Origin of the sequence: Sphingobium sp. (assembly GCA_035196065.1) — a bacterium.
GTDB classification, from domain to species: Bacteria; Pseudomonadota; Alphaproteobacteria; order Sphingomonadales; family Sphingomonadaceae; genus Sphingorhabdus_B; species Sphingorhabdus_B rara.
The window spans coordinates 1,137,289-1,162,224 of sequence record CP136575.1; the positions used below are offsets into that span (position 1 = coordinate 1,137,289).

A 24,936-nucleotide genomic window follows, 5' to 3' on the forward strand; every position below is an offset into this window, starting at 1 on the left:
GTGGGCTGGCTGCTGCAATTTCAGGGGCTGATCGGCATTGCGCTTGTTCTGCTGCTTGCTTGGGGCCTTTCCGAAGACCGGACCGCGCGGCCGGGTTGGCGCTGGATTGCAGGTGCCTTGGCGCTGCAGATCGGGCTGGCGTTGCTGATCGTGCGCGTGCCCTTTGTCTGGGACATGATTGGCTTTGCCAATCATGCGGTGCAGGCGATCGAAAAGGCGACGCTTGTCGGATCGAGCTATATGTTCGGTTATTTGGGCGGCGCGCCCATACCGTTCGATCTGAAAGATGGTGTGCAACCGCCGCTGATTATCGCCTTCCAGATATTGCCGCTGGTGATCGTCTTTTCGGCAATCTCGGCGCTGCTGTGGCATTGGCGCATCCTTGACTGGATCGTGCGGGGGCTTAGCTGGGCGATGCAGCGAACCATGGGGGTCAGCGGCGTTGTCGGGTTGGGCGGTGGGGCCAATATCTTCCTTGGTGTGGTCGAAGCACCGATGGTGCTGCGCGCCTATTTCGAACGGATGAGCCGCGCCGAACTGTTCATGGTGATGGCGCTAACCATGTCGACCATTTCGGGCGCGATCTTGATCCTCTATGCGACGACCTTGTCGAAGACCGTACCTGATGCTGTTGGCCATATGATTTCAGCCTCGCTCATCTCGTTGCCAGCAGCCGTTCTGATTGCGCGATTGATGGTACCGGGCGATGACAAGACCGCGACCAACCCGCAAGACAGCAGTCTGCGTTATGACAGCAGTATCGATGCGATCATCCGCGGCACGATGGATGGTGTGCAGCTGTTCCTCGCGGTGATCGGGGTGATCATTGTGGTGTTTGCGCTGGTTGCGCTTGTTGATCAGATGCTCTCCATCTTGCCGCTCGTGGGTGGAGAGGAATTGACGCTGCGCCGTATCTTCGGTTGGCTGTTCGCGCCGTTGATGTGGGCAATCGGCGTGCCATGGGAAGAGGCTGGAACCGCTGGGGCGCTGATGGGCACCAAGGCGGTTCTCAACGAATATGTCGCCTATCTGGATCTTGCGGCATTGCCTGCGGGCACGCTTGGCTCGCGTTCGATGCTGATTGTCACTTATGCGCTGTGCGGCGTCGCCAACCTGGCGAGCCTCGGCCTGCTGGTTTCAACTATCGGCACGCTCTGCCCCGAACGGCGCGGCGAAGCGGCTGCGCTTGGCATGAAAAGCTGGATTGCAGGCAATTTGGGGTCAGCCATGACCGGCGCCGTCATCGGACTGGTGACGGCGGTTTAGGTCTGCTGAAAAACTGCGATCAATCCTCTGGCGCGATGGTGACGGTCAGGCCGTCAAGCGCATCGCTGACTGGGATCTGGCACGACAGGCGCGACTGGTCGTTCCGGCTGTCGGTCGAATCGAGCAGGTCGTTTTCGTCCTCGCTCATCGTCGGCACTTTGTCGGCAAAACCAGCATCGATAAAGACGTGGCAAGTCGCGCAGCTGCAGCAGCCGCCGCACAGCGCCATCAGTTCGTCAAAGCCATTGTCGCGAATCACTTCCATTAGTGACAGACCATTTTCGGCCTGGACGTCGCGGGCTTCACCGTTGCGGGCAATGACGGTAATGGTGGGCATGCTTTAACTCCCCTGTTCGATCACGGATTTGGCGGCCTGATATAAGGCGCTTGTCGGGAAGGGAAGCCTCTTTTTGGTGTGACTTATTGTGGATAGTTTTAGGCAGGGCTTGGCCGCAGCCGCTGCGCTGCCTATGTGCTGTCGCCAATCAGCAAGGAATCGCCCAAATGTCCGATCGTCACGCCTCCGTCATCATCATCGGCTCCGGCCCGGCAGGCTACACCGCCGCCGTCTATGCGGCGCGTGCCAATCTCTCGCCGATGATCATCACCGGGGTAGAAGTCGGTGGACAGTTGATGACGACCACAGAGGTCGACAACTGGCCAGGTGACGATGCAGGCGTAATGGGCCCTGAACTGATGGAGCGGATGAAGAAGCACGCCGAACGCTTCGGAACACGGATTGAGCATGACTATATCGAAAAGGTCGATTTCTCGAAGCGGCCTCTCGTGCTCACCGGAGGTGCAGGCGACTATACTGCCGACGCCATAATCATCGCGACAGGCGCAAGCGCCCAATATTTGGGGCTGCCATCAGAACAGGCCTTCATGGGCAAGGGCGTGTCGGCCTGTGCGACCTGCGACGGCTTTTTCTATCGCGGAAAGCCGGTGGCGGTGATCGGCGGCGGAAATACTGCGGTTGAAGAAGCGCTCTACCTTGCCAATATCGCCAGCCATGTGACGCTGGTGCACCGCCGCGACAAGTTGAAAGCCGAAAAGATCCTGCAGGATCGCCTCTTTGCGCGCGAAGCCGAAGGCAAGGTCACGATCAAGTGGAACCACAGGCTTGATGAAGTGCTAGGTGATGCAACCGGGGTAACCGGCATGCGTATCGCCGCGACCGACGGCAGCGGGACAGAGGATATTGATCTCCACGGTGTCTTCATCGCCATTGGGCACAAGCCCAACACCCAGATTTTCGAAGGTCATCTCGATATGGCCGGCGGCTATATCAAGGTGCGCGGCGGCGCCGAACAGCAGGCCACGGAAACCAGCGTGCCCGGCGTCTTTGCCTGTGGCGATGTGATGGACCATGTCTATCGCCAGGCGGTCACCAGTGCGGGTACGGGCTGCATGGCTGCGCTTGATGCTGAACGGTTTATCGACGCATTGGGCTGACCGCGCCAACAGGCTTGACTTTATCACCCCTGCTGTATTGTATCGGCAATACAGTTTAAATGGGGGAAGCAAATGGCATTCAATCCGGCAGCGGAAACCGCGCGCTATATCGATAGTCTTGGGCCTGAGGCGCTGCAAAAGGCGGCAGACTATACCAGCGCAAGTCATTGGATGCTGCTCTGGGGCTTCTTTGTCTCGGCAGTTGTTACCTGGATTATTGTCCGCACCGGTATCCTCGACAGAGTAGCGGTCAGGCTTGAAAAGCGCGGCTGGTCGCTGCGCATTTGGCTGGTCGGCCTTACCTATTTCCTTACCTCTGCGATTATCGGTCTGCCTTGGGGCATCTATCAAGAATGGGGTTTTGAGAAATCCTATGGTCGCACTAGCCAGCCGCTTTCCGACTTTCTGATGCAGGATGCGATCGGAACCGTGATTTCCAGCCTGCTTGGCGCGCTGTTCTTTCTCGGCATTTATGCGCTGATCCGCAAGGCCGGAAAACGCTGGTGGCTATGGTCAGGCGGGCTGGCGGCTTTTGCAGGGGCAGCAACGATGATCCTATCACCGGTACTGATAGAACCCTTGTTTAACGAATATAAACCGCTGCAGGATGGCCCGGTAAAAGCCGCGCTGGTCGACATGGCGGCAGAGGCGGGCATCCCTGCCGACCGGATTTTTGTCTATGACGGCTCGCGCCAGTCGAACAATTTCACTGCCAATGTCTCTGGCCTTTTTGGATCAAAACGCATCGCGATTTCCGACGTTGCGCTGAAAGGCGCCTCGCTGGACGAGGTGAAGGCCGTGACCGGTCATGAAATCGGGCATTATGTCAGCGGCCATATCTGGCGGATGGTCGGTGTGCTTGTGCTGCTCTCCATTGCCTTCTTCTTCCTTGCCGACCGGTTGTTCCCGCGTTTTGCGAGGGCGTTTGGCAGCAATGCTGGCATTGGTGACCCACAGGGCTTGCCGGTGCTCATTTTCATAGTCGGCTTGCTGTCGCTGCTCGCCCAGCCGGTGATGAACGCCGTCGTCCGCCAAGGCGAGCGCGAGGCAGACAATTACTCGCTGCGCCATGTTAACCTGCCCGATGCGCTGGCCAGCGCCTTGGTCAAAACCGCCGAATATCGCTACCCACGGCCCAGTGCGCTGCAGGAAGCAATCTTTTACACCCATCCCAGCGTTGAATGGCGCGTGCGCAATGCAATGGAATGGAAGGCGAAGGCGATGGAGAAGTCCGGCAATTAACGGCTAGTCGGCCAGAACAAGTACATTCGCCCGTCGTTCCATCGACCGGTTTAGCTTGAGTGCGAGCACGTCGGATCCTCCTGTCCGGTTCAACAGGGCGTCGGCGGAAGCGCGGTCTGCTGGCGTCATGGCGCGATAATGTTCTTGCGCGGCTGCCAGCATCCAAAGCATATGTGGCTGGCTGCCGCGACGGTAGGTTATACCGCGCCATGAAAACTCGACCGAACCTATATTGGGGTGGACCTGGCGCTTGCCGCTACCCGACACAATCTCGCCCTTCGGCTTGTCGGCTGACCAATCATTGAAACAATGTGCGTCGACAATCAGGCCGGGCAGCCAATCGGCAAAGACGATCTTCATGACCGCTTCCAGCGTTTCCGGAACCGTATCAGATTCGGTATATCTATCGTTATAACTCGGGTACTCACCATCGGTGATCGGAGCGCTATTCATGCGCTCGGTCCAACGGAACAGGTTCGGCGCTTTGGCTTTCATAATCCCTGCCGGAACCGGATCCCGCCCCAGATGCGCGAACAATGGTGCCATCATCCCGAAATCTGCACAGCTTGGACGTCCGCCCAGAAGATAGGGGTGCCATTGAAAATGTTCGTCCAAGGCCTCGATCATATCCAGATAGGCCGCTTCGATTGCAGGAGCGGTTTCCGGAAAAACTCCGAGATTTGGTAAGAAGCCGTTGAAAAAGGACATGGTCCGGGCTGCTGCCTCGCGGCGTTCGGCACGTCCGACATCGGCTTTCATTGTCCGGCCAAATTCGGCACGCAGAAACTCTTCTTGTTCCGCGCGGTAGGACCAGCGGTAGTGCATGGCGGTGGGTAACAAATGTTCTGAGCCAAAGGCATCGAACAGCAACGAAACCAGCTTTTGGACGGGCGTTACAGGGTCGACCTGCGGTTCGGGTAGATATTCTTCGAGCCGAGCGATCATTGCACCGCTATCCTGGATCAGCTCGCCCTGCGGGGTTTCAAGAACCGGTATCACCGCCAATCCGACCTTTGGACCGACATGCGCCGCAAAGTCAGGGTCAGAGGGGCAGCGCTCGCGATAGGGCACGCCCTTCTTGATCAAATAAGAACGGATCTTTCCGGTATAAAGCGAATGGGGTGATCCCCACAGAATATAGGTCATTCATTTCCTCTCCTTGGATTTTCAGGCCATTGCCTTCTTTTCCAGCCGGTATTTGTGCAGCAGTGGTTCGGTATAGCCGCTGGGCTGGACGACGCCTTCATAGACTAACGCCCGCGCGGCCTTCAGGGCGATGCTATCGCCTTCCAACTTCTCGTAGAGCAGGTCGCCAGCATTTTGCGCATCTACCTTGGCGGCCATCTTGGCGAAGGCGGCATCAACCTGATCGGGCGTGCACACGCCATGGAGCAGCCAGTTGGTGATATGCTGCGATGAAATGCGCAGCGTCGCCCGGTCTTCCATCAGGCCGATGTCGTGGATGTCGGGAACCTTCGAACATCCGACGCCCTGATCGATCCAGCGCACGACATAGCCCAATATGCCCTGCGCATTGTTTTCCAGTTCTTCGCGCACTTCCTCGTCAGTCCAGTTATGGCCGCGCGGTGCGGCAGGAATGGTCAGCAGGGCATCGAGCGACGGGGTTTCCCTGTCTGCCAGTTCCCGTTGCACTTCGAACACATCAACCTTGTGATAGTGCATTGCGTGCAGGGTCGCGGCGGTAGGTGAGGGGACCCATGCGGTGTTGGCACCCGATTTGGGATGGCCGATTTTCTGCTCCATCATTGCGCGCATCAGATCAGGCATTGCCCACATGCCCTTGCCGATCTGCGCCTTACCTGAAAGCCCGCATTCAAGGCCGATGGCTACATTGCGTGCTTCATAGGAGTGGATCCAGGCGCTTGCTTTCATGTCGGCCTTGCGGATCATCGGGCCGGCCTGCATCGCACTGTGCATTTCATCACCGGTGCGATCAAGGAAGCCGGTGTTAATGAAGACGATCCGGTCGCGCACGGCATATATGCAAGCAGCCAGATTGGCGCTGGTGCGCCGTTCTTCATCCATCACGCCAACCTTGATCGTGTGGCGATCAAGACCGAGCAGGTCTTCGACAGCATCGAAAAGATCGTTCGTGAAGGCGCATTCATCGGGGCCGTGTTGTTTCGGTTTAACGATATAGATGCTGCCCGCGCGGCTGTTGCGATATTTGCCGAGCCCGAGCAGGTCATGCATCGCGCAGAGCGAGGTGAAAACCGCGTCGAGTATCCCCTCGGGCGCTTCGCTGCCGTCGGGCAGGAGCACCGCCGGATTGGTCATCAAATGTCCGACATTGCGCACAAACATCACCGAACGGCCGTGGAGCAGTTCCTCGTCCCACTCGCGATCATCCTCCAGCGCGCGGGTCATGGTGGAACCACCCTTGTCGAAGCTGGCGGTCAAATCGCCCCGCATCAGACCGAGCCAGTTGCTATAGCCCTTCACCTTGTCTTCAGCATCGACGGCAGCGACCGAATCCTCCAAATCGATAATGGTGGTAAGTGCAGCTTCGAGGATGACGTCTGCAATCCCGGCCTTGTCGGTTTTGCCAACCGGATGGTTGCGGTCGATGCGAATCTCGATGCCAAGACCATTGTTACGCAGCAAAATATCGCTGCCGCGGCGCAAGATGGGGATGGCAGGGTTGGCCAGTTGCAAATCGCCGCCGTCCCAGTCGGCCCACTTGCCGCAAGCAAGTGGCACGGCATCATCAAGGAACGCCTTGGCATAGGCGATCACGGCGTCACCGCGTGCCGTGTCGTACCCGCCGGGTCGCGCAGGCGGCGCGTCCAGCACATCGGTGCCGTAAAGGGCGTCATAAAGGCTACCCCAGCGGGCATTGGCGGCGTTAAGGACGAAGCGGTCGTTGAGCGCCGGAACGACGAGTTGAGGCCCGGCCATGGTCGCGATTTCGGCATCGACATTCTGCGTACCAATCTTGAAGCCCACAGGTGCGGGAGCAAGATACCCGATCTCGGTCAGGAATTTCTGATAGGCCGTCATGTCGGTAATCGGACCGGGATTTGCCTTGTGCCAGTTATCAAGCTGCGTCTGGATTTCGTCGCGCCGGGCCAGCAGCGCCCGGTTGACAGGCGCGCAACGCTCGAGGATGTCGGCAACACCCTGCCAGAAACGGCTTGCTTCGACGCCGGTGCCGGGCAGCGCCGTTTCCTCTGCAAAGCGGACGAGCGCTTCTGCAACCTGAAGGCCGGCGCGGTTGGTATATGCTGTCATTTATTTGGCTCCAATGTGAACAATGGCGCCTGGGGAGAGTTATTTTATGCCAATCCCCTAGCGTTAGTTTGGGCGGTGCAAAAGCGGAAAATCTTTGTTAGGCGAAGGTCATGAAACTCGACAAGCATTTCGTGGAAAAGCCCTGGGGACGCATCGATGTTCCCGCAACCTTTGGTGATTTGGGCGGACGCCAGATTGGCGAGATCTGGTATGAGGCTCCCGATGGCGCGCCGCTGCCGATCCTTGTCAAATGGTTGTTTACATCGGAAAAGCTCTCGATTCAGGTGCATCCTTCCGATGCGCAGGCACAGCAGCGCGGCCTGCCTTCGGGCAAGGAGGAATGCTGGTATATCGTTGATGCAAAGCCCGGTGCAGTACTCGGCATGGGCACATTGCAGCCTATGTCGGCTGACGAATTGCGTGCCGCGTCGCTTGCGGGCGAGATTGAGCAGTTGATGGACTGGAAACCGGTGCGGCCGGGGGATTTCTTTTACATCCCGGCAGGAACCGTCCATGCGATCGGCGCGGGCATCACTTTGGTCGAGGTGCAGCAATATGCCGACATCACTTATCGGCTGTATGATTATGGCCGTCCGCGCGAACTTCATCTGGATGATGGGGTCGCGGTGTCGAAGGCGACGCCTTATGCCGATGCCCGGTCTGGACGGGCAGAAGGGAATATGCGGCTGGTCGATGGACCGTTTTTCGAACTTGACCATGTCAACAGCACATCTGCACTTGCCCGGATCAACGGCGATGGTCCTTTTTGGGTTATCCCGATCAAGGGTGAAACGCAAATTGGTGGTGTGGCGGCAGGGCCAGGGGAATGCCTTTTGCTCGATAGCCTTGCACCGGTTGTCCCCGGCCCGAATGCAACATTGCTGGTCGCACGTGCGGCTGAGGCTTGATCCTTGGGAATTATATGCATTTTGAATACTTGATCGGTCAGCAGGCGTGACCTAAGTGCCTTGAATATACAAAGGTCGGCAAATGACCTGCCACTCATCGGGTAAACGAGTTTAGATGGAAAATCGCGAAATTGTTGGGTTCGCTATTTTGGGCGCAATGGCACTCATTGGCATCGTCATTTATGCACGTTGGGCAAGCAAGAAGCGCGCCTTCCAACGGCGGCAAGCCGGACGCGGCAAGAGTGACGTCAACTGATCGTTAATCAGCTCTCCGGATATTCCGCCGCCATATAGGCAAGCGAAGACCGGCACATGTCTTCGAGCACCACCAGATCGATATCCGAGAGCCGTTTCACATAGAGGCACGACTTACCGGTCTTGTGCTTGCCGAGTTTGGCCATCAGTTCAGCATGGCCTTTAAAGCCGTCAATCAGATACAGCACCGTCTGTCCCTTGCGCGGCGAAAATCCGATCCGGCACATTTCGCCTTCCCGGCCGCTGTTGTAGCGGTAACGGTAGCGGCCGAAACCGATGATCGACGGCCCCCACATTGTCGCAGGTTCACCGCTTAACCGCGTCATCAGTGCGATCAGGCTGCGCGCATCCGCGCGTTGATTTTCGTCCGCTATGCCTGTGACAAAATCTTCGACGCGCGCCACAGTCGCTTGCGTCTTGTTTTCCGCCTTTGTCATGGCTTGCCTCCTTTCAGCCGCTCGACTAGAGGCTAGCGCGTCAACTGGGGAGTAGCCAGCCGTTTTTGGGAACGGGTTGTGTGTCAACATATTTGGCCGAGAGGTCATGGCGCATAAGGGGCGGCGACTGTCGAAAGGCTTGTCGCTCAAGGCGAGACCAATGGCATTGGCGACCTGTTCCGGCCGGACAGGGGTGGCCGGTGACATTGTGTCTGTTTCCTGTCCGGCCCGGAGAATCCGAATGGAAGCCTTTCTTGCCTCGACCGCGGTCGTCACCTTTGCCGAAATCGGTGACAAGACGATGCTGCTCGCCATCGTACTGGCGACACGCTTTCGCGCGCCGCTGCCCATTATCGCGGGGATATTTGCAGCAACACTGCTCAACCACGCGTTGGCGGCCTTTGCCGGGCAGCAGGTGGCGGGCCTGCTTGACGCGCCCTGGTTCCGCTGGGCGGTGGCATTGGGTTTTGTCGCAATGGCGTTGTGGACGCTGGTTCCTGACACAATTGATGAGGATGAAGGCGATGTCGCGCATAGGGGTAGCGTGTTTCTGACCACCGCGATTGCCTTTTTCATTGTCGAAATGGGTGACAAGACACAGGTCGCGACCATCGCACTGGGCGCGCAATATCAATCGGTTTTGTGGGTTGCCGCCGGGACGACACTTGGCATGATGATCGCCAATGTGCCCGCCGTCTATCTGGGCGAGGAACTGGTGAAGCGTGTGCCGCTCCACATCATGCGCTGGACGGCAGCTTTGCTTTTCCTTGTGCTCGGGCTTTGGCAGATCGCTGCCTTGATCTGATGCGCGCAGGACGCGTTGCCCTCTGCTCTGCTGTTTGCCTACCAGCGCCAGTTTCCTGACCGCCCGAACCAAGCGCGGCCCTAAAGCCGGTAACGACCTCACTTGCACGGCGTTCCTTCAACTCGGCGAACTTCGATTGCATAGCCAAGGTGATGAGTTCATACTTTGTCGATGCGGCCGGACATAGTTGCTCCCAAACCCGTCTGGGCCACTTCGCTGTGGCTGTGGTTGGGTATCACCATCTTGGTCATATCGTTCGCGGTAGGCTACCGTGAATATCGCGAAGCACAGGCACTCAACCGGATCAAATTCGAACGGGCAGTCGATAGCAGTGCGTCGACGCTGCGGATCAGCCTGCGCATGCGAGAAAGCATTACCGAGGCCGCTGCGGCTGCCTATCGTCCGGCTGCGCTGCTATTTGATGGTGAACTTGAAACGATCGACGAGAGGCTTCTAGACTATATCGGCAACGTCTATTCGTTTGTTTGGGCGCCGCTGATTACGCCTGCAGACCAAGCGTCGGCCGTTCCCGTGCTTGCGGAAAATGCAGGGCGTCCTGTCCAGCTTTTTGGCGGTCAGCGCAGATCGTTGACACCGGCCGAGCAGAACAAGCCACTGGTCGTGATCGCCGATATCATTCCGCGAACTTATGCCAACCGCTCCTCTATCGGGCTGGCGCTGAACAGCATGCCAATCCCCAGCGCTGCTTTGGCCGATGCACGCAAAAGCGGCAGGGTCACGGCAACCGCGCCGCTGTCTTTGGTTCAACTGCCTGGCGAAAAATCTGTGGTGCTCTATGCGCCGGTGCGGGATCAGCGCAGCCTGATCGGCTATATTGGCATATCCTATCGGGTGAAGGATCTACTCGGCGGTGTGCAGGAGTCCGGCCCAACCGGGTTGCTGCGCATATCCGATGTCGGCCCGGGAACAGGTGGTGGCCTGCTTTTTGAAAGCGACAGCTGGGCACCAATGCGCGCGGTTTCGACCCGGCAGGTCAAATTTGGCGGCCGGATCTGGGAAGTCGCCTATGCCCGTCCCGCGCAGGACGATGCCGCCATCCAGCGGGGTTTTGCGGCGGGCATGGCCGCCATGCTGCTGCTGCTGGCGATTGTTGGCATCGCGCTATATCTGATTGATCGCAACCGACGGTTGCAGAAGGCTTTGATCGCACATGGCGAGGCTGAGGAACAGCTGAAGATCATCGCCGGTGAACTCGCGCACAGGGTGAAAAACGCCTATATGGTTGCGCTTGCGTTGGCTTCGCAAACATTGGGGCGCGATGATCAGGAAGGGCTGCGCAGCTTTTCGGGCCGGATGCGCGCATTGGCAAAGGCTGCCGATGCCCTGACCGACGGGCGCCAACAATCCGCGTCGCTGCGCGCCGTGTTGGAGGCTGAACTTCCGGCAAGCGACCAGATTGCCTGCAATGGCCCAGACATTTCTATGCCTGCGGACGCAGTGCAGAACATCCATTTGATGTTTCACGAACTTGCGACAAATGCCGCAAAACATGGCGCGCTGGCGACGGCCGATGGCAGGGTCAGGGTGGACTGGCAATTGATCGACGGTTCGATCGATTTGGTCTGGCAGGAAGTCTGCGCCTCGGCACCGGCGGATCTCCCATCGCAAAAGGGCTTTGGGCGCAGCCTTTTGGAAACCATGGTGCCCGAACAGTTGCTTGGCACAGGCGAACTTTCGATGACGGCTGAAGGATTGCGCTATGCGATCCGCTTTCCCTTTCCGCACCCTGTGCCTTAGCGCCAGCCTTGCACGGCGCCGCGCCCCCTGCTAGCCGCGCCGCAACAGTGGCTCGCGCAAAGGTTCCCCCATGAAAGATTCGATCAAACGTGTCGTCCTCGCTTATTCCGGAGGGCTCGACACCAGCGTCATCCTGAAATGGCTGCAGGTTGAATATGGCTGTGAGGTTGTGACTTTCACCGCCGATCTTGGGCAGGGCGAAGAACTGGAACCCGCGCGCCAGAAGGCTGTGCTGATGGGTATCCCTGATCACCATATCTATATCGACGATCTGCGTGAGGAGTTTGTTCGCGACTTCGTCTTCCCGATGATGCGCGCCAACGCCCGTTATGAAGGCGATTACCTGCTCGGCACATCGATCGCACGGCCGCTGATTTCAAAACGGCTGATCGAAATTGCTCAGGAAACTGGCGCCGATGCCGTCGCCCATGGCGCAACCGGCAAGGGCAATGACCAGGTGCGGTTCGAATTGTCTGCCTATGCGCTCAACCCCGATATCAAGGTTATCGCCCCTTGGCGCGAATGGGATCTTACCAGCCGCACCCGCCTGATCGAATGGGCCGAACAGCATCAGATTCCGGTGCCCAAGGATAAGCGCGGCGAGAGCCCCTTTTCGACAGACGCGAACCTGCTTCATACTTCGTCCGAAGGCAAATGCCTTGAGGATCCGTGGGAAGAAACCCCCGACTATGTCTATTCGCGCACCGTCAATCCCGAAGATGCGCCGGACAGCCCTGAATACATCACCATCGATTTCGAAAAGGGCGACGGTGTCGCGCTGAATGGTGAGGCGATGAGCCCCGCGACTCTGCTGGCGGCGTTGAACGATCTGGGCCGCAAACATGGCATTGGCCGGCTCGATCTGGTCGAGAACCGCTTTGTCGGCATGAAGTCACGCGGCATGTATGAGACGCCCGGTGGTGAAATCTATGCGCGTGCACATCGCGGTATTGAAAGCATCACATTGGATCGCGGCGCAGCGCATCTGAAAGATGAACTGATGCCCAAATATGCCGAGCTGATTTACAACGGTTTCTGGTTCTCGCCCGAACGCGAAATGCTGCAGGCGGCGATCGATCATAGCCAAGCCAATGTTTCAGGTACCGTCCGGTTGAAGCTTTACAAGGGCAATGCCTCAGTCGTCGGGCGCAAGTCGCCTTATAGCCTGTACAGCGAAAAGGTTGTGACATTCGAGGATGATGCCGGTGCCTATGACCAGAAGGATGCGGCAGGCTTTATCAAACTGAACGCCCTGCGCCTGCGCTTGCTGGCGCGGCAGGGACGCGACTGACGCTGCTGGCAAGGCAATCGCTTTCTTAACCAATTTGCGCTAGGCGCGGTTGCTGTGACACAGCCTGAAACAGCGCCGCACGATCCGCGCCCGATATCTGCCGTCAGTTCGGCGGTCGGGTTGGCGGGGCTTGCCGGATTGGCGCTGGCGATTGTTGTTGCGCGCAATTTCGGCGCGATGATGAATGGCCTTGGCTTTCCGGGTTGGCCCGAACGTGCCGATGGTCCGCTTTCCGCTCTGGTGGCCGTTGCGGCTTGCTGCCTGCCGATGGTGTTTTGGTCGCTTTGGGTTGAAAAAGTGCACCGCCGCGCATCGACCGGGATTGATTGGTCGCTTGCCCGGCCAGTGGCTGAGGTGCTCGACACGAGCATCGTCAAGATTGCCGGGTTATGGGCAACATGGTCCGGGATTGCCGCGCTCTATGCGCTGTGCCGCTGGTATTGGGACGGGCAATATCTGTTTTCGATGGAGATTTTCTCCGCCGCAGCAATTCCGCTGGTGATTGCGTCAGTGCCTTATGTGATCTGGCTCGATCGCTACCTCGTCGATCCGCGCGACGGCAGTTGGCATTTCGGTGCTTGGATTGCCGGCCGTAACGATTGGGATGGAGAGGAAATCCGCCACCATTTGCGGGCGTGGGCCGTTAAAGGATTTTTCCTTGCCTTCATGATCTCGATCGTTCCTGGCGGGTTCAAGGAACTGGTCAATCTGGATGTGGCGGCGGTGCTCGGCAATCCTGTCTTGCTGGCCAGTGCGCTGATCGCCGCGATGTTTGTTGTCGACGTGCAATTTGCAACTGTCGGTTACATGCTGACGATGAAGCCGCTCGACGCGCATATCCGCACTGCCAACCCCTATCTGTCGGGTTGGGTCGCGGCGCTGATTTGCTATCCACCCTTCATTCTGATGAACAATGGCGGGCCATTGGATTATCATGTTGCGACCAGCGATTGGGCCTATTGGTTCGAGGGGCAAACGCTATTGCTCTGGGTCTGGGGCGCGATCCTTGTCCTCCTCACCGCCATCTATGCCTGGGCGACCGTCGCCTTCGGGCTGCGATTTTCGAACCTCACCCATCGCGGCATTTTGACGCATGGTCCCTATCGCTGGACGAAACATCCCGCGTATTTGTCCAAAAATGCTTATTGGTGGCTGGCGACGTTACCTTTTCTTGTTACCAGTGGCAGCATGACCGACATGATCCGCAATACCGCGCTGCTCATCATGGTTAGCGCTGTTTATTACTGGCGCGCAAAGACCGAGGAGAAGCATCTGCTTTCTGATCCGGCCTATGCCGAATATGCCGCATGGATGGATCGCAACGCGCCGGTCACACGTGGCTTCAATCGTTTGCGGGTGTTATTGCGCGCGCGCATCCGGCCCCAATCTGGACCGCATCCAGCCGAATAGGGCTTTAACCGCACGATTAATATGATAGCTTCTCCGCTTGAAATCGAGCGAGGAGGAGAGTCGCGCCATGCATGATATGGTCATTCGCGGCGGTACCATTGTCGATGGTACTGGTGCTGCACGTTTCACCGGCGATATCGCCATTGATAATGGCCTGATTTCGCAGGTCGGCAAAGTCAGTGGCAGTGGTAAGGAAGAGATTGACGCCGCGGGCATGATTGTCGCGCCGGGCTGGGTAGATGTGCATACCCATTATGACGGGCAGGCGACCTGGGATCAGGAAATGGCGCCGTCCAGCTGGCACGGGGTGACAACGGTGATTATGGGTAATTGCGGCGTCGGCTTTGCCCCTGCAAAACCCGACCGGCATGAATGGCTGATCAGCCTGATGGAAGGGGTTGAGGATATCCCCGGGACCGCCCTTGCCGAAGGGATGACCTGGAATTGGGAAACCTTCCCCGAATATCTTGATGAACTGGAGAGGTTGCCACGTACCGTCGATGTTGGCACCCATGTGCCGCATGGCGCAGTGCGCGCCTATGTGCTGGGCGACCGCGAAAAGCCCGGTGCTGTTCCGACGCAGCATGATATTAGCGAAATGTCGCGCATCGTCGAGGAAGGCGTGCGCGCCGGCGCGCTTGGTTTTTCGACATCGCGCACCGTCCTCCATCGCTCGGTCGATGGCGAACTGGTGCCCGGAACCACGGCGACGGCAGAGGAACTGATTGAGATTGGCCGCGGCATGGGCCGTGTCGGCTATGGCGTGTTCGAAATGGCGTCGGACCTGATGCGCGATTGGGACGAATTTGGCTGGATGGGCAAAATGAGCCGCGAAACGGGTCTTCCCGTAACCTTCGCTGCGCTCCAGTCGATTGCCAAGGAACAGCCACTCGATGAGCAGATTCAGCGGATGCGCGCCGAAAATGACAATGGTGCCAATATCGTTGCGCAGATTGCGCTGCGCGGCAATGGCATCATCATGGCATGGCAGGGTACCGTCCATCCCTTCCGCCTTCGTCCCAGTTGGAAGGCGATCGCTGACCTGCCCTGGGCTGAGCAAAAGGCAAAGCTGCTCGATCCGGCTTTCCGCGCACAAATGCTCGCCGATCCGAATGATTTCAGCGAAGTACCCGATGACCTGAAAGGCGTTGCCTTCATAATCGGTGCGGGCTGGACGATGCAGTTCGAAATGGATGATGATTTCGATTATGAACCGCAGGCTGATGCCAGCATCCAGACGCGCGCCGCCGCAAAGGGGATCAGCGCCGATGAATATGCCTATGATCTGCTGTGTCAGAATGATGGCTCTGGCTTCATCTACCTACCGCTTTTGAATTATGCCGACGGAAATCTCGACTTCCTCGAAGCGCTTCAGGAATCGGATGATACGGTGAACTCGCTTTCTGATGGCGGCGCGCACTGCGGCACCATCTGCGACGCTGCCTCGCCCACGTTCATGCTTCAGCATTGGGTGCGTGATCGCAAGCGCGGCAAGCGGATCAGTCTTGAAAATGCCGTCAAGCGCCAGTGCCGGGATACGGCGGTGCTTTACGGTCTTGAAGATCGAGGCGTTATCGCGCCCGGATATCTTGCCGACCTCAACATCATCGACCTGGACCGTCTGAAACTGGGCAAGCCCTGGCTCGCCTTTGACCTTCCGGCAGGTGGCAAGCGGCTGCTGCAAAAAGCGGATGGCTATGTCGCGACGATCAAGACGGGTCAGGTGACATTCCGCGATGGAAAGTGTCAGGGGGCCTATCCCGGTGGTCTCATCCGCGGCCCGCAGCGTGTAGAAATGGCGATAGCCGCCGAATAGGTGATCGGTACCATGCAAAGTTCAGATGGGCGCCCGCGTGGCGCCCATTTTTTTGCTTACTGCCGCGTTAACCCCATCCCTAGGCGGCAAGTTAACTGCAGTCGGCGATAAATTTGTTCATCAGCAAATAGGTCATTGCCGAGGAGGAAGACATGTCGCCCGATTCCACACTGATCGCCGTCACTGCTTTGAGCTTTGCCACGGTGTTTCTCGCGCTCGTCATCGGCATGTCGGGCGGCGACGCCAAGGCGCTGGCTTCCTCGGTTTCGAAGATGACTCCTGCCGCCCGCAAGCAGGCGCGGATAGATCATCTGAATTACCTTACCGAGATTGCCGATGAAGCGATCGAAGCCCGACGAAACGGCAAGAAATTGGGTCGTTGGGACGGCGAATAAGACATTAATCCCTGGGGCCTTGGTCCACGATCCCAGCGGTTTGGCAATTCACGCCACCACCGTTTTTCCCCAGGTATTGGCGGCCGCACGATCCCCCGGTGCGGCCGCCTTTTTTCGAAAGATCAATCTTCCTGACGTCGATCCGGTTCGTCCCGCATGCTGGGCTGTTCGCTGACGGCCCGGTTGGGTCTTGGTGCCCGGGGTTGCGGTGCCGGGGCGGCATTACCCTGCGGTGCCTGCGGGGTCGGCGGTGCTTGCCAGTTGCTGCGATTGCCTTCGCGCATCCGTGGGCGCGGTGCAGCATCGCTGCCTTCATTCATTCCGCCACGGCGCCAACGACCGGGCGAAGGGGGCGCATCGGTTTGTCCGCTGACGGGCGGCGGGGTGGGGATGGCGTTGTTGCCACTGCCTTGCCAGCCATTGTCCTGCCAATTGCGGCGGCCTTCACGCCGGCGATCCTCTCCACGCCGCTGGCGGTCACCATTCCAGCGCGGGGGTGTCGTGCCGACAGCAGGCGCCGCCTGCGCGTCGGGCATGGCCTCCGGTTGCGGAACAGGGATCCCGCCGCGCAGCCGCTCGCCATCGCGCCCGCGATCCCCGCGACCGTCTCCGCGTCTGCGATCGTCGCCGCGCCAGCTTTCACGCCGGTTATCGTCATTGCGCCAACCATCACGCCTACGCTCGCCATCGCGACGATTATCGTCGCCGTTTCGCCAGCCATAGCCACCGCCGCGCCGTTTGTTATGATCACGATACCATTCATAACGGCGGCCGGCCCAGTAGCGACGGTGATTGTCGTACATCTTGTAGCGGCGTCCGCCGCGATCGAAGATGTAGAAGCCATAGCCCGGATACCAGTAATCCTGATACCAGCCGCCGCGATAGCCTATATTGTAAAAGCCGCCGCGATAGTCACAGTCATAATAGCGGTCGAAGGGGCTATAGGGATCGCAGTCATAGCGGCCATAGTCATAGCCGCCATAATCATAACCATCGTCATAATAACCAAGGCCGGCACCAGCGTCGTAATAGCAGGCCGATAGGGCCATCGTTGCGGCACCCAGTGCCGCTATTCGCGCGATCAGCTTTCCACGCCATCCAGCCATGTCATTCACCCCTTATTCCTTGTGCCTGTCCGACATGTTTGGCTTGTCGATTCGAAGGCACTGTCCATCGTAGAATCGGAATTGGACCCCGCCAGTTGAATTCTGTCTGAATGCACCTGTTGGCTGGCGTTCAGCTTCGTAAAGTATTTTATCGTTTGCTTGCCCCTTGTTAACATCAATGGCAGTAAGCATTTTAATCAAATAATTAAATTCGACCGGAGACATGCCCGATGGCCCTTGCCAGCAGTGAAGCCGCAAACCCGCATTGGACGCCCCGTGCAACGCCGCAATCGCTGGACCATATACCCGGCGAAAATGGCCCGCCGATTATTGGCAATACCTTCCGCATTTTGCGGGATCCGCCGGCATTCAATCGTTATATGATCGAAAAATATGGCAGGGTGTATCGCTCCAAAGCCTTTGGCGCTGTCAACCTGACGCTTATCGGGGCAGAGGCGAATGAGCTGATGCTGTTCGATCGGGACAAGCTGTTTTCATCCGAACAGGGATGGGGCCCGGTTCTCAACCTGCTCTTCCCGCGCGGTCTGATGCTTATGGATTTTGATCACCACCGCATGGATCGTCGCGCGCTCGGCATCGCTTTCAAGCCGGAGCCGATGCGCGGCTACGTCGCCGACATGAACCGCATCTTTGCCGAACAATTGCCTAAATGGCGCGGCGATATGCTCTTCTATCCGGCGATCAAGCAATTGACCCTTGATGTTGCCGCCGATGCTTTCCTTGGCGTGCCGCTGGGTCCCGAGGCGGACCGGATCAACACGGCCTTTGTCGATATGGTCGCAGCGTCGGTTTCTCCCGTCCGCCGGCCGCTGCCCTTCACGCAAATGGGTCGAGGTGTTGCGGGGCGCAATTATCTGATCAACTATTTCGGCCCGCAGATCGAAGAACGGCGCCGCAACCCCAATCGGCAGGATATGTTTAGCCAATTCTGCCGCGCCACCCGCGACGACGGCGAATATATGACTGATGGCGAAATTATCGACCATATGAACTTCCTGATGATGGCTGCGCACGACACCATCACTTCGTCGGTGACATCGATGGTCTGGCTGCTCGCTAAGAACCCCGAATGGCAGGAAAGGCTGCGCGCCGAATGTCTGTCGATTGCCCCTGCCGGAAGTGCCATCCCCTCTGATAAACTAGACGATTTTGTGCTTGCGGAATATGCTTTCAAGGAATCGCTGCGGATGATCCCGCCAGTGCCCTCGATCCCGCGTCGCGCGCTGCGCGATTTTGAGTTCATGGGCTACAAGATACCGAAGGGCACAACCGTGAGCATCAACCCGACGGTCACGCACATGATGTCGGAATATTGGGAAAATCCTGAAATATTCGATCCGATGCGCTTCACGCCAGAAAATTCAAAGGGGCGGCACAAATATGCCTGGGTCCCCTTTGGCGGTGGCGCGCATATGTGCCTTGGCTTGCACTTTGCCTATATGCAGATGAAGCTATTCATGCACCATTTGCTGACGCAGGTGCGCGTCGAGATTGCAGATGGCTATACCCCCGAATGGCAGGCTTGGCCGATCCCGAAGCCCAAGGATGGCCTGCGGGTTCGGTTCACGGAACTCTAATTGCTGTTATTCCCGCGAAAGCGGGGATCCATGGTTTCAGATAGCTGCGCCAAAAACGTCGCCAGTCTAAATTCGAATGTCAGGTCATGGATCCCCGATCAAGTCGGGGATCACAGAGATTGCGTTTTAAACTGGAACATCTGACTTTGTTATTTCTGAGCAGCGATCCAAGCGTCCACCTGTTCTTCGAGCACATCAAGCGGCACGGGGCCGGATTTTAGAACGGTGTCGTGGAAACCGCGCACATCGAAACGCTTGCCCAGCGCCTTTTGCGCCTTGTCGCGCAGTTCGCTGATTTTCAGCCGGCCGACCATATAGGCGGTCGCCTGACCTGGATAGACGATATAGCGTTCGATCGCCTTCACGATCCCGCCCGGTGCATCGGCGCTGTTATCCTCGACATATTTGATAGCCTGCTCGCGCGTCCACCGCTTATGGTGCAGACCTGAATCGACGACCAGACGGATCGCACGGTGCAGTTCGAGCTGCAAACGGCCGAAATCGCGTGCCGGATCAGTGTAGAGCCCCATATCCTTGGCAAGCTTCTCGGAATAGAGGCCCCAGCCTTCCGAATAGGCGGTAACGCCGCCAAATTTGCGGAATGCCGGCACGTCTTTCAGTTCGGTCTGGATCGCGAGCTGCAGATGGTGGCCGGGTATGCCTTCATGATAGAACAGCGCGTCGACCTCTGTTAGTGGCATGTCTGACATGCGATAGAGGTTGGCATAATAGGTGCCGGGGCGCGAACCATCGGGGGCAGGGCGCTGGTAAAAGGCCTTGCCGGCCGATTTCTCGCGAAACTCCTCGACGCGTTTCACGACCAGCGGCGCCTGCGGCAGCACGCCGAACCATTGCGGTAGCAGCGGTTTAACCGCGTCATAGGCCTTTTGCGTCTCGGCGAGGTAAAGTGCCCGGCCCTCATCATTCTCAGGTGCGTAGAACTTCTTGTCCTCGCGCATATATTTGAAAAAGGCCTGCAAATTGCCCTTGAAGCCCATTTTCTTGGCGACGCCTTGCATCTCGCGATGGATGCGCGCGACCTGGGCTAGACCAAGTTCATGGATTTGGTCGGCGGTCATGCCGGTGGTGGTGTAATTGGTCAGTCGTTCCGCATAATAATCGGCGCCATCCTTGAACCGCCACACACCGTCATCGCTGCTGGCGACCTTTTCCTGGGTGGCCATTTCCGCGATCAGTGCCTCATAGGCAGGTTTGACGGCGGCATTCAGTGCATCTGCAGCTTCGGCGACCAGAAGTTCCTTTTCGACGTCGCTGATCTTAAGCTTTGTGACCTTGGCCTTGAAATCGGCAAACAGGGGTGCGTCGGGCCCTTCCCCAAATGGCGCCCCGCTGATCACGTTGCGCGCATCGCTGATCACATAGGGATAGACCCATTTGGGCGGCATCACGCCGTTCGCTGCGCGCGCCTTGGATGTCGCGACCGCCTGCGCAAGTGCAGGGCCGATGCCATAAAGGCGATTGATATAGGCCCGGGCGTCGGCCTTGCTGTCGATCCGGTGGATGTTGATCAGAAACGCCGGAATCTGGCTTTGCGCGCCATTCATCTGGTCAAACACATAACCATTATGGTTGAACGCATAGGCCGCGATCCTGCGTTCGGCCTGCTTTTCGTAAAGGTCGAAGGACAGCCGGTTTTCAGGGCTCAGCTTTGCCGGATCGAAACGGGCGCGCAGTTCCTTCAGTGCGGCGACCGTGGCGGCATAGGCGCGGGCGTCGGCTGCCTCGCTATTGTCGTCCCATCGGCCATAATCGGCGTCCTTGATGCCGCGATAGGATTTGGACAGCGGTGAACGGGCAAGCTGCTCTGCATCCTGTTCCTCGAAAAAGGCCGTGATTGCGGCGTTCTGGTCAATTTCGGTAGCAACTGCACTGCTAGCCTTCTGGGCAAATGCAGGCGCGTTCAGGCCCAGACTGGCAACAACCATTGCGGCAGCAGAAAGAGCAGTTCTCGAGATACGCATATAAGTCTCTCCGGATCATTCACTATGCCGTTGCTGTAACAGCGACGGGACCAAGGTGAAGATGTTATCTTACGCCTTGTTACAGTATCTGTGCACGCGATGCGAAAATCCACCTTGTGGGGTGAAAGCGAAATTGCGACACGCCTCCAATGTTTATGGACCAAATCACGTGAGTCTATTTTTCTGGCTCGCTTCAATTGGATCGTTCACCCAGATGGTCAACGATCGGGAGGAAATGCGCTTCTGCGCGGTCGGGACGGAAATTTTCGCAGAAGCTGCGCGCAAACGGGATGGCGCGACAAGCGACGATGCGCAATTTTTTGACATCATCGGTTACCGCTATTCGAACCGACTCGTCGAACTTGGGGGTGCCGACCCTGAAGCGAACCAGCGTCTGAAGGCGCAATTGACCGGACCATTGGCCGGTTTCTTTGCGGATGAGACGGCGACAGAAACCTTCTCGCCGGAAGTTCAGCGCTTTTCAAAATGCCTCAATCTGGCGTTCGGGGCGATGGAGAATGAGGCGATTGTCGAAACCGCAAGGAATCTCGACGCGAATGAGGTCGCGAAATTGCAACCCTCTTTGGAGGCGGCAGATGGAGATATCGTCAAACTTGGCTTTAACCCGATTGAACTGCTTGCGCTTGCAAGTATCGGCGAGGCACGAAAGTTCGAATTGCGCTGCGCGGTATTTGCGCAGGCCTATGTGAATGATCCGAATGCCGTTCCACAACTGGCCCCAGCCGGATTGACGACCGGCAAGGTGGCCGCATTGCGTGACCAGCTTTCAAAGCTGATCATTACAGAAAGCGGCGTCAGCCAGGCGGGTATCGACGGCTTGTTTGCCATGATAGTCAAGGATGTCGGCGCAATTCCGGATGAGGAAGCCAAAGTTTGCACGCCTCTATTCCGGAGCATCGCAACCAGCCCTGAAGGCCTGACAACTATCGCACTTTCGCCTGCCGTGCCACCAGATCAGCCAACCTTGCCGCGCTGCTATGCCATTTTGACGCGGAATGCGGACGGATTGATAGGCGAAGCTGGCGCAGATGCGGAACGGGAGTCGGATTATCGTCTAGCCGAGAGACTGGCCGATGCCTTTCTGATGCAAAATGCAGCCGATCCGGAGCGGGCGGGAGCGGAAATCGGCCTGGCTGTGGCCCATCTGAATGACAATGCGCATAAGGGAATTGTTGATCCCGACCTGCAAACCCGGCTCAATGCATGCCGGACCATCGCCTCTGCTGTGCCCGATGTAGAAGCTGTTTCGAACTAGCCGCTGTTGCGCAGAGCCGTCGCGATGGCATTGATCGTGAGTTGAATGCCTTCACCGATGCGGGCGTCATCCTCACCCGCACGGTGGCGTTTCATCAGTTCGATCTGCAGATGGTTGAGCGGTTCGATATAAGGCATCCGCAACCGGATCGAATTGTTGAGCGCAGGGCTGGCTTCGAGCAGCGCCGACTGGCCGGTCGCGGCGAGCAGTTCGTCATGCGCCGCGCCCCAACCGCTGCGGATCGTCCCGAAAAGTCGGTCGGCCAGCGCGCGATCTTCGACAAGGTCGGCATAATGGGCGGCAATCTCCATGTCCGATTTTGCCAGCACCATTTCCATATTGCTTAGGATCGTCTGGAAAAAGGGCCAGCTTTGCGCCATCGCTCGGGTCAGCCCCTTGTCCTCAAAAGCTGAAAGCGCATGCCCTGCACCATACCAACCGGGCAGCATCACTCGCGCCTGAGCCCAGCTGAACACCCAGGGGATGGCGCGCAGATCCTCGATCCGCTGGCTTTTGGCTCTGCTCGATGGACGCGATCCGATCTTGAGCGTGGCAATTTCCGATATTGGTGTCATTTGTCGGAAGAAAGTTGTGAATCCGTCGGTTTCGTAAACCAGTCCGCGATAGGCGGCAAAGGCTGTGGCCGACAGTTCATCCATCGCGGCGGCAAATCGTTTGGCATCGGCTGCGGGCAGCGGGTCCGGCTCCAGCGAGGCGAGCAAGGTTGCCGCTGCGATCGTCTCCAGATTGGCGACGGCATTGTCGACCGTTCCATATTTCGCCGCGATAACCTCGCCCTGTTCGGTGATGCGGATGCGGCCGTTGACGGTGCCGCGCGGTTGCGCCTGAATCGCGCCAAAGGCAGAGCCGCCGCCGCGTCCCACTGCTCCGCCCCGGCCATGGAACAACTGCATGGTCACGCCTGCTGCGGCAAATACCGGGGCAAGTGCGAGAGAGGCCTGCTGCAGACCCCATGTCGAGGTGAGATAGCCGCCATCCTTGTTCGAATCGGAATAGCCGATCATCACTTCTTGATGGCCGCGCGCTCTGGCCAATGCATGCATCGCGGGTAGCGCAAAAAAGGCCGACATGATCGCCGGCGCGGCTTCAAGATCGCCGATCGTCTCGAACAGAGGCACGACCATGATCGGCGCGTGTGGAGTGCCGTCGCTGCTGATCCGGTACAGTCCCGCTTCCTTCAGTAGGATATAGACTTCTAGCAGATCGGACAGGCTGGTCGTCTTGCTGATGATATAGGTCGTGATCGCTGCGGACCCGAACGTTTCATGCGCTTGCGCCGCGGCACGGATGATGGCTAGTTCGTGCGTGCTTTCTTCGCCCAGTTCGCTGGCGGCACCCACTAGCGGCCGATTATTCCCCAGCTCGCTGCATAGCAGCGCAACCCTTGCGTCTTCGCTCAGCCCGGCATAATCGGCCTCAACGGCTGCGTTGCGGAGCAGTTCGCCGACAACCCGTTCATGCACGTCGCTATTCTGGCGAAGGTCAAGCGTTGCCAGATGGAAACCAAAGGTTTCGACGGTGCGGATCAGCCGGCCAAGCGCGCCGCCGCTGGCCAATGCCCCCTCTCCGGCAGAGGCGAGGGCCGAAGCGATGGTGACCAAGTCGTGGCGAAAGGCTTCGGGCGTTGCATAGGCGTCGCCGTGCTGCCGTGCAGGCCTAGGCGGCGAATCGCCTGCAATTCCGCGAAAAGTGGCATCGAGCCGTGCATAAATGCCCGACAGCGCCCGGCGGTAGGGTTCATCGCTGCGGCTGGCCGCATTGTCGCCGCTTGCATCGGCAAGGTCGAGCACCGCTTGCGGGACGATTGCGAGCTCTGACGAAATCGATATCTCCGCCCCCAATTGGTGGACTGCTTCGAGATAATGACCCAGCACCGTTGCCGCCCCGCGGGTGAGCGCATTCTTGAGAGTGTCTGCATTGACAAAGGGGTTGCCGTCGCGGTCCCCGCCGATCCAACTGCCCAGCCGCAGGAAGGATGGCGGGCGTTGTCCCAGATCACGTTCCCAGCGGGCATATAGCTTGGGCAGGGCGATAAGGAACACATCTTCCATATAGGCGCGTGCATTTTCGATCTCGTCAGCAACGACCAGTTTTTCGCGGCGCAGCGGCCGGGTTTGCCATAAAAGCGCGATCTGCCGGTAAATGGCATTATCGACCTGGTCGCCGGCTTCGGTTACTTCGACCCCGGCATCGCGCATCCGCATCAGTGCCGCGATGCGGTTCTTGTGGTCGATCATGCTCTTGCGCCGCACCTCGGTGGGGTGTGCGGTCAGCACGGGCACGATCAGGCTTTCGCCTAGTAGTTGACCGACCGTGCTTGGCTCAATCCCTTCGGCCTTGAGGCGCGCGACTGCCTCGGCAAGGGTTGCGCCATTCTCCTTCAGATTCGTCTGCCGATCCTCAGCAAGGTTGGCGAGCAGTGAGAACAGCATGAAGCCCCTTACAAAGGCGATTGTATCGTCAAGGTTTAGCGCCTCCAGGCCGGTGTCAACAGGCCCACCCAGCCCGCGATGGCGATCGACGCTGGTCGCGCGGATATATTCAGTCTGGCGGAACAGTTTTTCGCCGCCATAGGCCCGGATCACATCGCCGAGCATCTTGCCGAGGAAGCGTATGTCCGGGTTTTGCTGGATCGGCTGGGGCGCGGTGCGGTTCATGATGCA

At 58.3% G+C, this 24,936-nt stretch carries 20 protein-coding genes and 1 riboswitch; of the genes, 13 read left to right on the top strand and 7 right to left on the bottom strand.

Annotated features, from left to right (window positions below):
* Complete coding sequence (locus RSE16_05405) at positions 1–1,266, top strand: nucleoside transporter C-terminal domain-containing protein (GenBank protein ID WRH76902.1); 1,266 nt, start codon at positions 1–3, stop codon at positions 1,264–1,266.
* Between the two features lie 19 nt (positions 1,267–1,285).
* On the opposite strand, the gene RSE16_05410 is transcribed toward RSE16_05405, so the two are convergent.
* Positions 1,286–1,603, bottom strand: a complete 318-nt coding sequence (locus tag RSE16_05410) for a 2Fe-2S iron-sulfur cluster-binding protein (GenBank protein WRH76903.1) — start codon at positions 1,601–1,603, stop codon at positions 1,286–1,288.
* A gap of 167 nt (positions 1,604–1,770) precedes the next feature.
* Here RSE16_05410 and trxB point away from each other — a divergent pair, with 167 nt between their 5' ends.
* Positions 1,771–2,721: a thioredoxin-disulfide reductase gene (gene trxB, locus RSE16_05415; protein ID WRH76904.1), complete on the top strand. Its 951-nt coding sequence runs from the start codon at positions 1,771–1,773 to the stop codon at positions 2,719–2,721.
* A 72-nt stretch (positions 2,722–2,793) separates the two neighbouring features.
* Positions 2,794–3,963 carry a M48 family metallopeptidase gene (locus RSE16_05420; protein WRH76905.1) on the top strand — a complete coding sequence of 390 codons (1,170 nt, stop codon included), beginning with the start codon at positions 2,794–2,796 and terminating at the stop codon, positions 3,961–3,963.
* A 3-nt stretch (positions 3,964–3,966) separates the two neighbouring features.
* Here the strand turns inward: RSE16_05420 and RSE16_05425 are convergent, their stop codons facing one another.
* Positions 3,967–5,109 (bottom strand): glutathione S-transferase family protein, encoded by a 1,143-nt coding sequence (locus RSE16_05425; protein WRH76906.1) that lies wholly within the window; start codon positions 5,107–5,109, stop codon positions 3,967–3,969.
* Between the two features lie 21 nt (positions 5,110–5,130).
* On the bottom strand, positions 5,131–7,215 hold the full coding sequence (locus RSE16_05430) for a malate synthase G (GenBank protein ID WRH76907.1): 2,085 nt from the start codon (positions 7,213–7,215) through the stop codon (positions 5,131–5,133).
* Positions 7,216–7,325: 110 nt separating this feature from the next.
* Between RSE16_05430 and RSE16_05435 the strand changes: the two genes are divergently transcribed.
* Both RSE16_05435 and RSE16_05440 read left to right on the top strand, forming a co-directional pair.
* Complete coding sequence (locus RSE16_05435) at positions 7,326–8,123, top strand: class I mannose-6-phosphate isomerase (GenBank protein ID WRH76908.1); 798 nt, start codon at positions 7,326–7,328, stop codon at positions 8,121–8,123.
* Between the two features lie 115 nt (positions 8,124–8,238).
* Positions 8,239–8,379 (top strand): hypothetical protein, encoded by a 141-nt coding sequence (locus tag RSE16_05440; protein ID WRH76909.1) that lies wholly within the window; start codon positions 8,239–8,241, stop codon positions 8,377–8,379.
* A gap of 7 nt (positions 8,380–8,386) precedes the next feature.
* On the opposite strand, the gene RSE16_05445 is transcribed toward RSE16_05440, so the two are convergent.
* Positions 8,387–8,815, bottom strand: coding sequence for a DUF1801 domain-containing protein (locus RSE16_05445; GenBank protein ID WRH76910.1), 429 nt, complete (start codon positions 8,813–8,815; stop codon positions 8,387–8,389).
* 33 nt (positions 8,816–8,848) lie between these two features.
* Positions 8,849–9,044, top strand: a riboswitch (yybP-ykoY riboswitch).
* A gap of 12 nt (positions 9,045–9,056) precedes the next feature.
* On the opposite strand from RSE16_05445, the gene RSE16_05450 reads away from it, so the two are divergent.
* The 6 genes from RSE16_05450 to RSE16_05475 all read left to right on the top strand — a co-directional run bounded on the left by RSE16_05450 (position 9,057) and on the right by RSE16_05475 (position 16,290).
* Positions 9,057–9,620 carry a TMEM165/GDT1 family protein gene (locus RSE16_05450; protein WRH76911.1) on the top strand — a complete coding sequence of 188 codons (564 nt, stop codon included), beginning with the start codon at positions 9,057–9,059 and terminating at the stop codon, positions 9,618–9,620.
* 171 nt (positions 9,621–9,791) lie between these two features.
* Positions 9,792–11,378: a CHASE domain-containing protein gene (locus RSE16_05455; protein ID WRH76912.1), complete on the top strand. Its 1,587-nt coding sequence runs from the start codon at positions 9,792–9,794 to the stop codon at positions 11,376–11,378.
* A 70-nt stretch (positions 11,379–11,448) separates the two neighbouring features.
* Positions 11,449–12,669: an argininosuccinate synthase gene (locus RSE16_05460; protein ID WRH76913.1), complete on the top strand. Its 1,221-nt coding sequence runs from the start codon at positions 11,449–11,451 to the stop codon at positions 12,667–12,669.
* Between the two features lie 54 nt (positions 12,670–12,723).
* The gene (locus RSE16_05465; protein WRH76914.1) at positions 12,724–14,079 is read left to right on the top strand and encodes an isoprenylcysteine carboxylmethyltransferase family protein; all 1,356 of its coding nucleotides are present in this window, start codon (positions 12,724–12,726) and stop codon (positions 14,077–14,079) included.
* A gap of 67 nt (positions 14,080–14,146) precedes the next feature.
* The gene (locus RSE16_05470; protein WRH76915.1) at positions 14,147–15,895 is read left to right on the top strand and encodes a D-aminoacylase; all 1,749 of its coding nucleotides are present in this window, start codon (positions 14,147–14,149) and stop codon (positions 15,893–15,895) included.
* Between the two features lie 152 nt (positions 15,896–16,047).
* The gene (locus RSE16_05475) at positions 16,048–16,290 is read left to right on the top strand and encodes a hypothetical protein (GenBank protein WRH76916.1); all 243 of its coding nucleotides are present in this window, start codon (positions 16,048–16,050) and stop codon (positions 16,288–16,290) included.
* 122 nt (positions 16,291–16,412) lie between these two features.
* Here the strand turns inward: RSE16_05475 and RSE16_05480 are convergent, their stop codons facing one another.
* Positions 16,413–17,396: a hypothetical protein gene (locus RSE16_05480; GenBank protein WRH76917.1), complete on the bottom strand. Its 984-nt coding sequence runs from the start codon at positions 17,394–17,396 to the stop codon at positions 16,413–16,415.
* Positions 17,397–17,626: 230 nt separating this feature from the next.
* Here RSE16_05480 and RSE16_05485 point away from each other — a divergent pair, with 230 nt between their 5' ends.
* Positions 17,627–18,994, top strand: a complete 1,368-nt coding sequence (locus RSE16_05485) for a cytochrome P450 (GenBank protein ID WRH76918.1) — start codon at positions 17,627–17,629, stop codon at positions 18,992–18,994.
* A 149-nt stretch (positions 18,995–19,143) separates the two neighbouring features.
* Here RSE16_05485 and RSE16_05490 read toward each other — a convergent pair whose 3' ends face one another.
* A complete protein-coding gene (locus RSE16_05490; GenBank protein ID WRH76919.1) occupies positions 19,144–20,976 on the bottom strand; it encodes a DUF885 domain-containing protein in 1,833 nt (610 codons plus the stop codon).
* A 169-nt stretch (positions 20,977–21,145) separates the two neighbouring features.
* On the opposite strand from RSE16_05490, the gene RSE16_05495 reads away from it, so the two are divergent.
* A complete protein-coding gene (locus RSE16_05495; GenBank protein WRH76920.1) occupies positions 21,146–22,252 on the top strand; it encodes a hypothetical protein in 1,107 nt (368 codons plus the stop codon).
* Here the strand turns inward: RSE16_05495 and ppc are convergent.
* Positions 22,249–24,930: a phosphoenolpyruvate carboxylase gene (gene ppc, locus RSE16_05500; protein WRH76921.1), complete on the bottom strand. Its 2,682-nt coding sequence runs from the start codon at positions 24,928–24,930 to the stop codon at positions 22,249–22,251. The genes RSE16_05495 and ppc overlap by 4 nt on opposite strands.
* Positions 24,931–24,936: the final 6 nt, after the last annotated feature.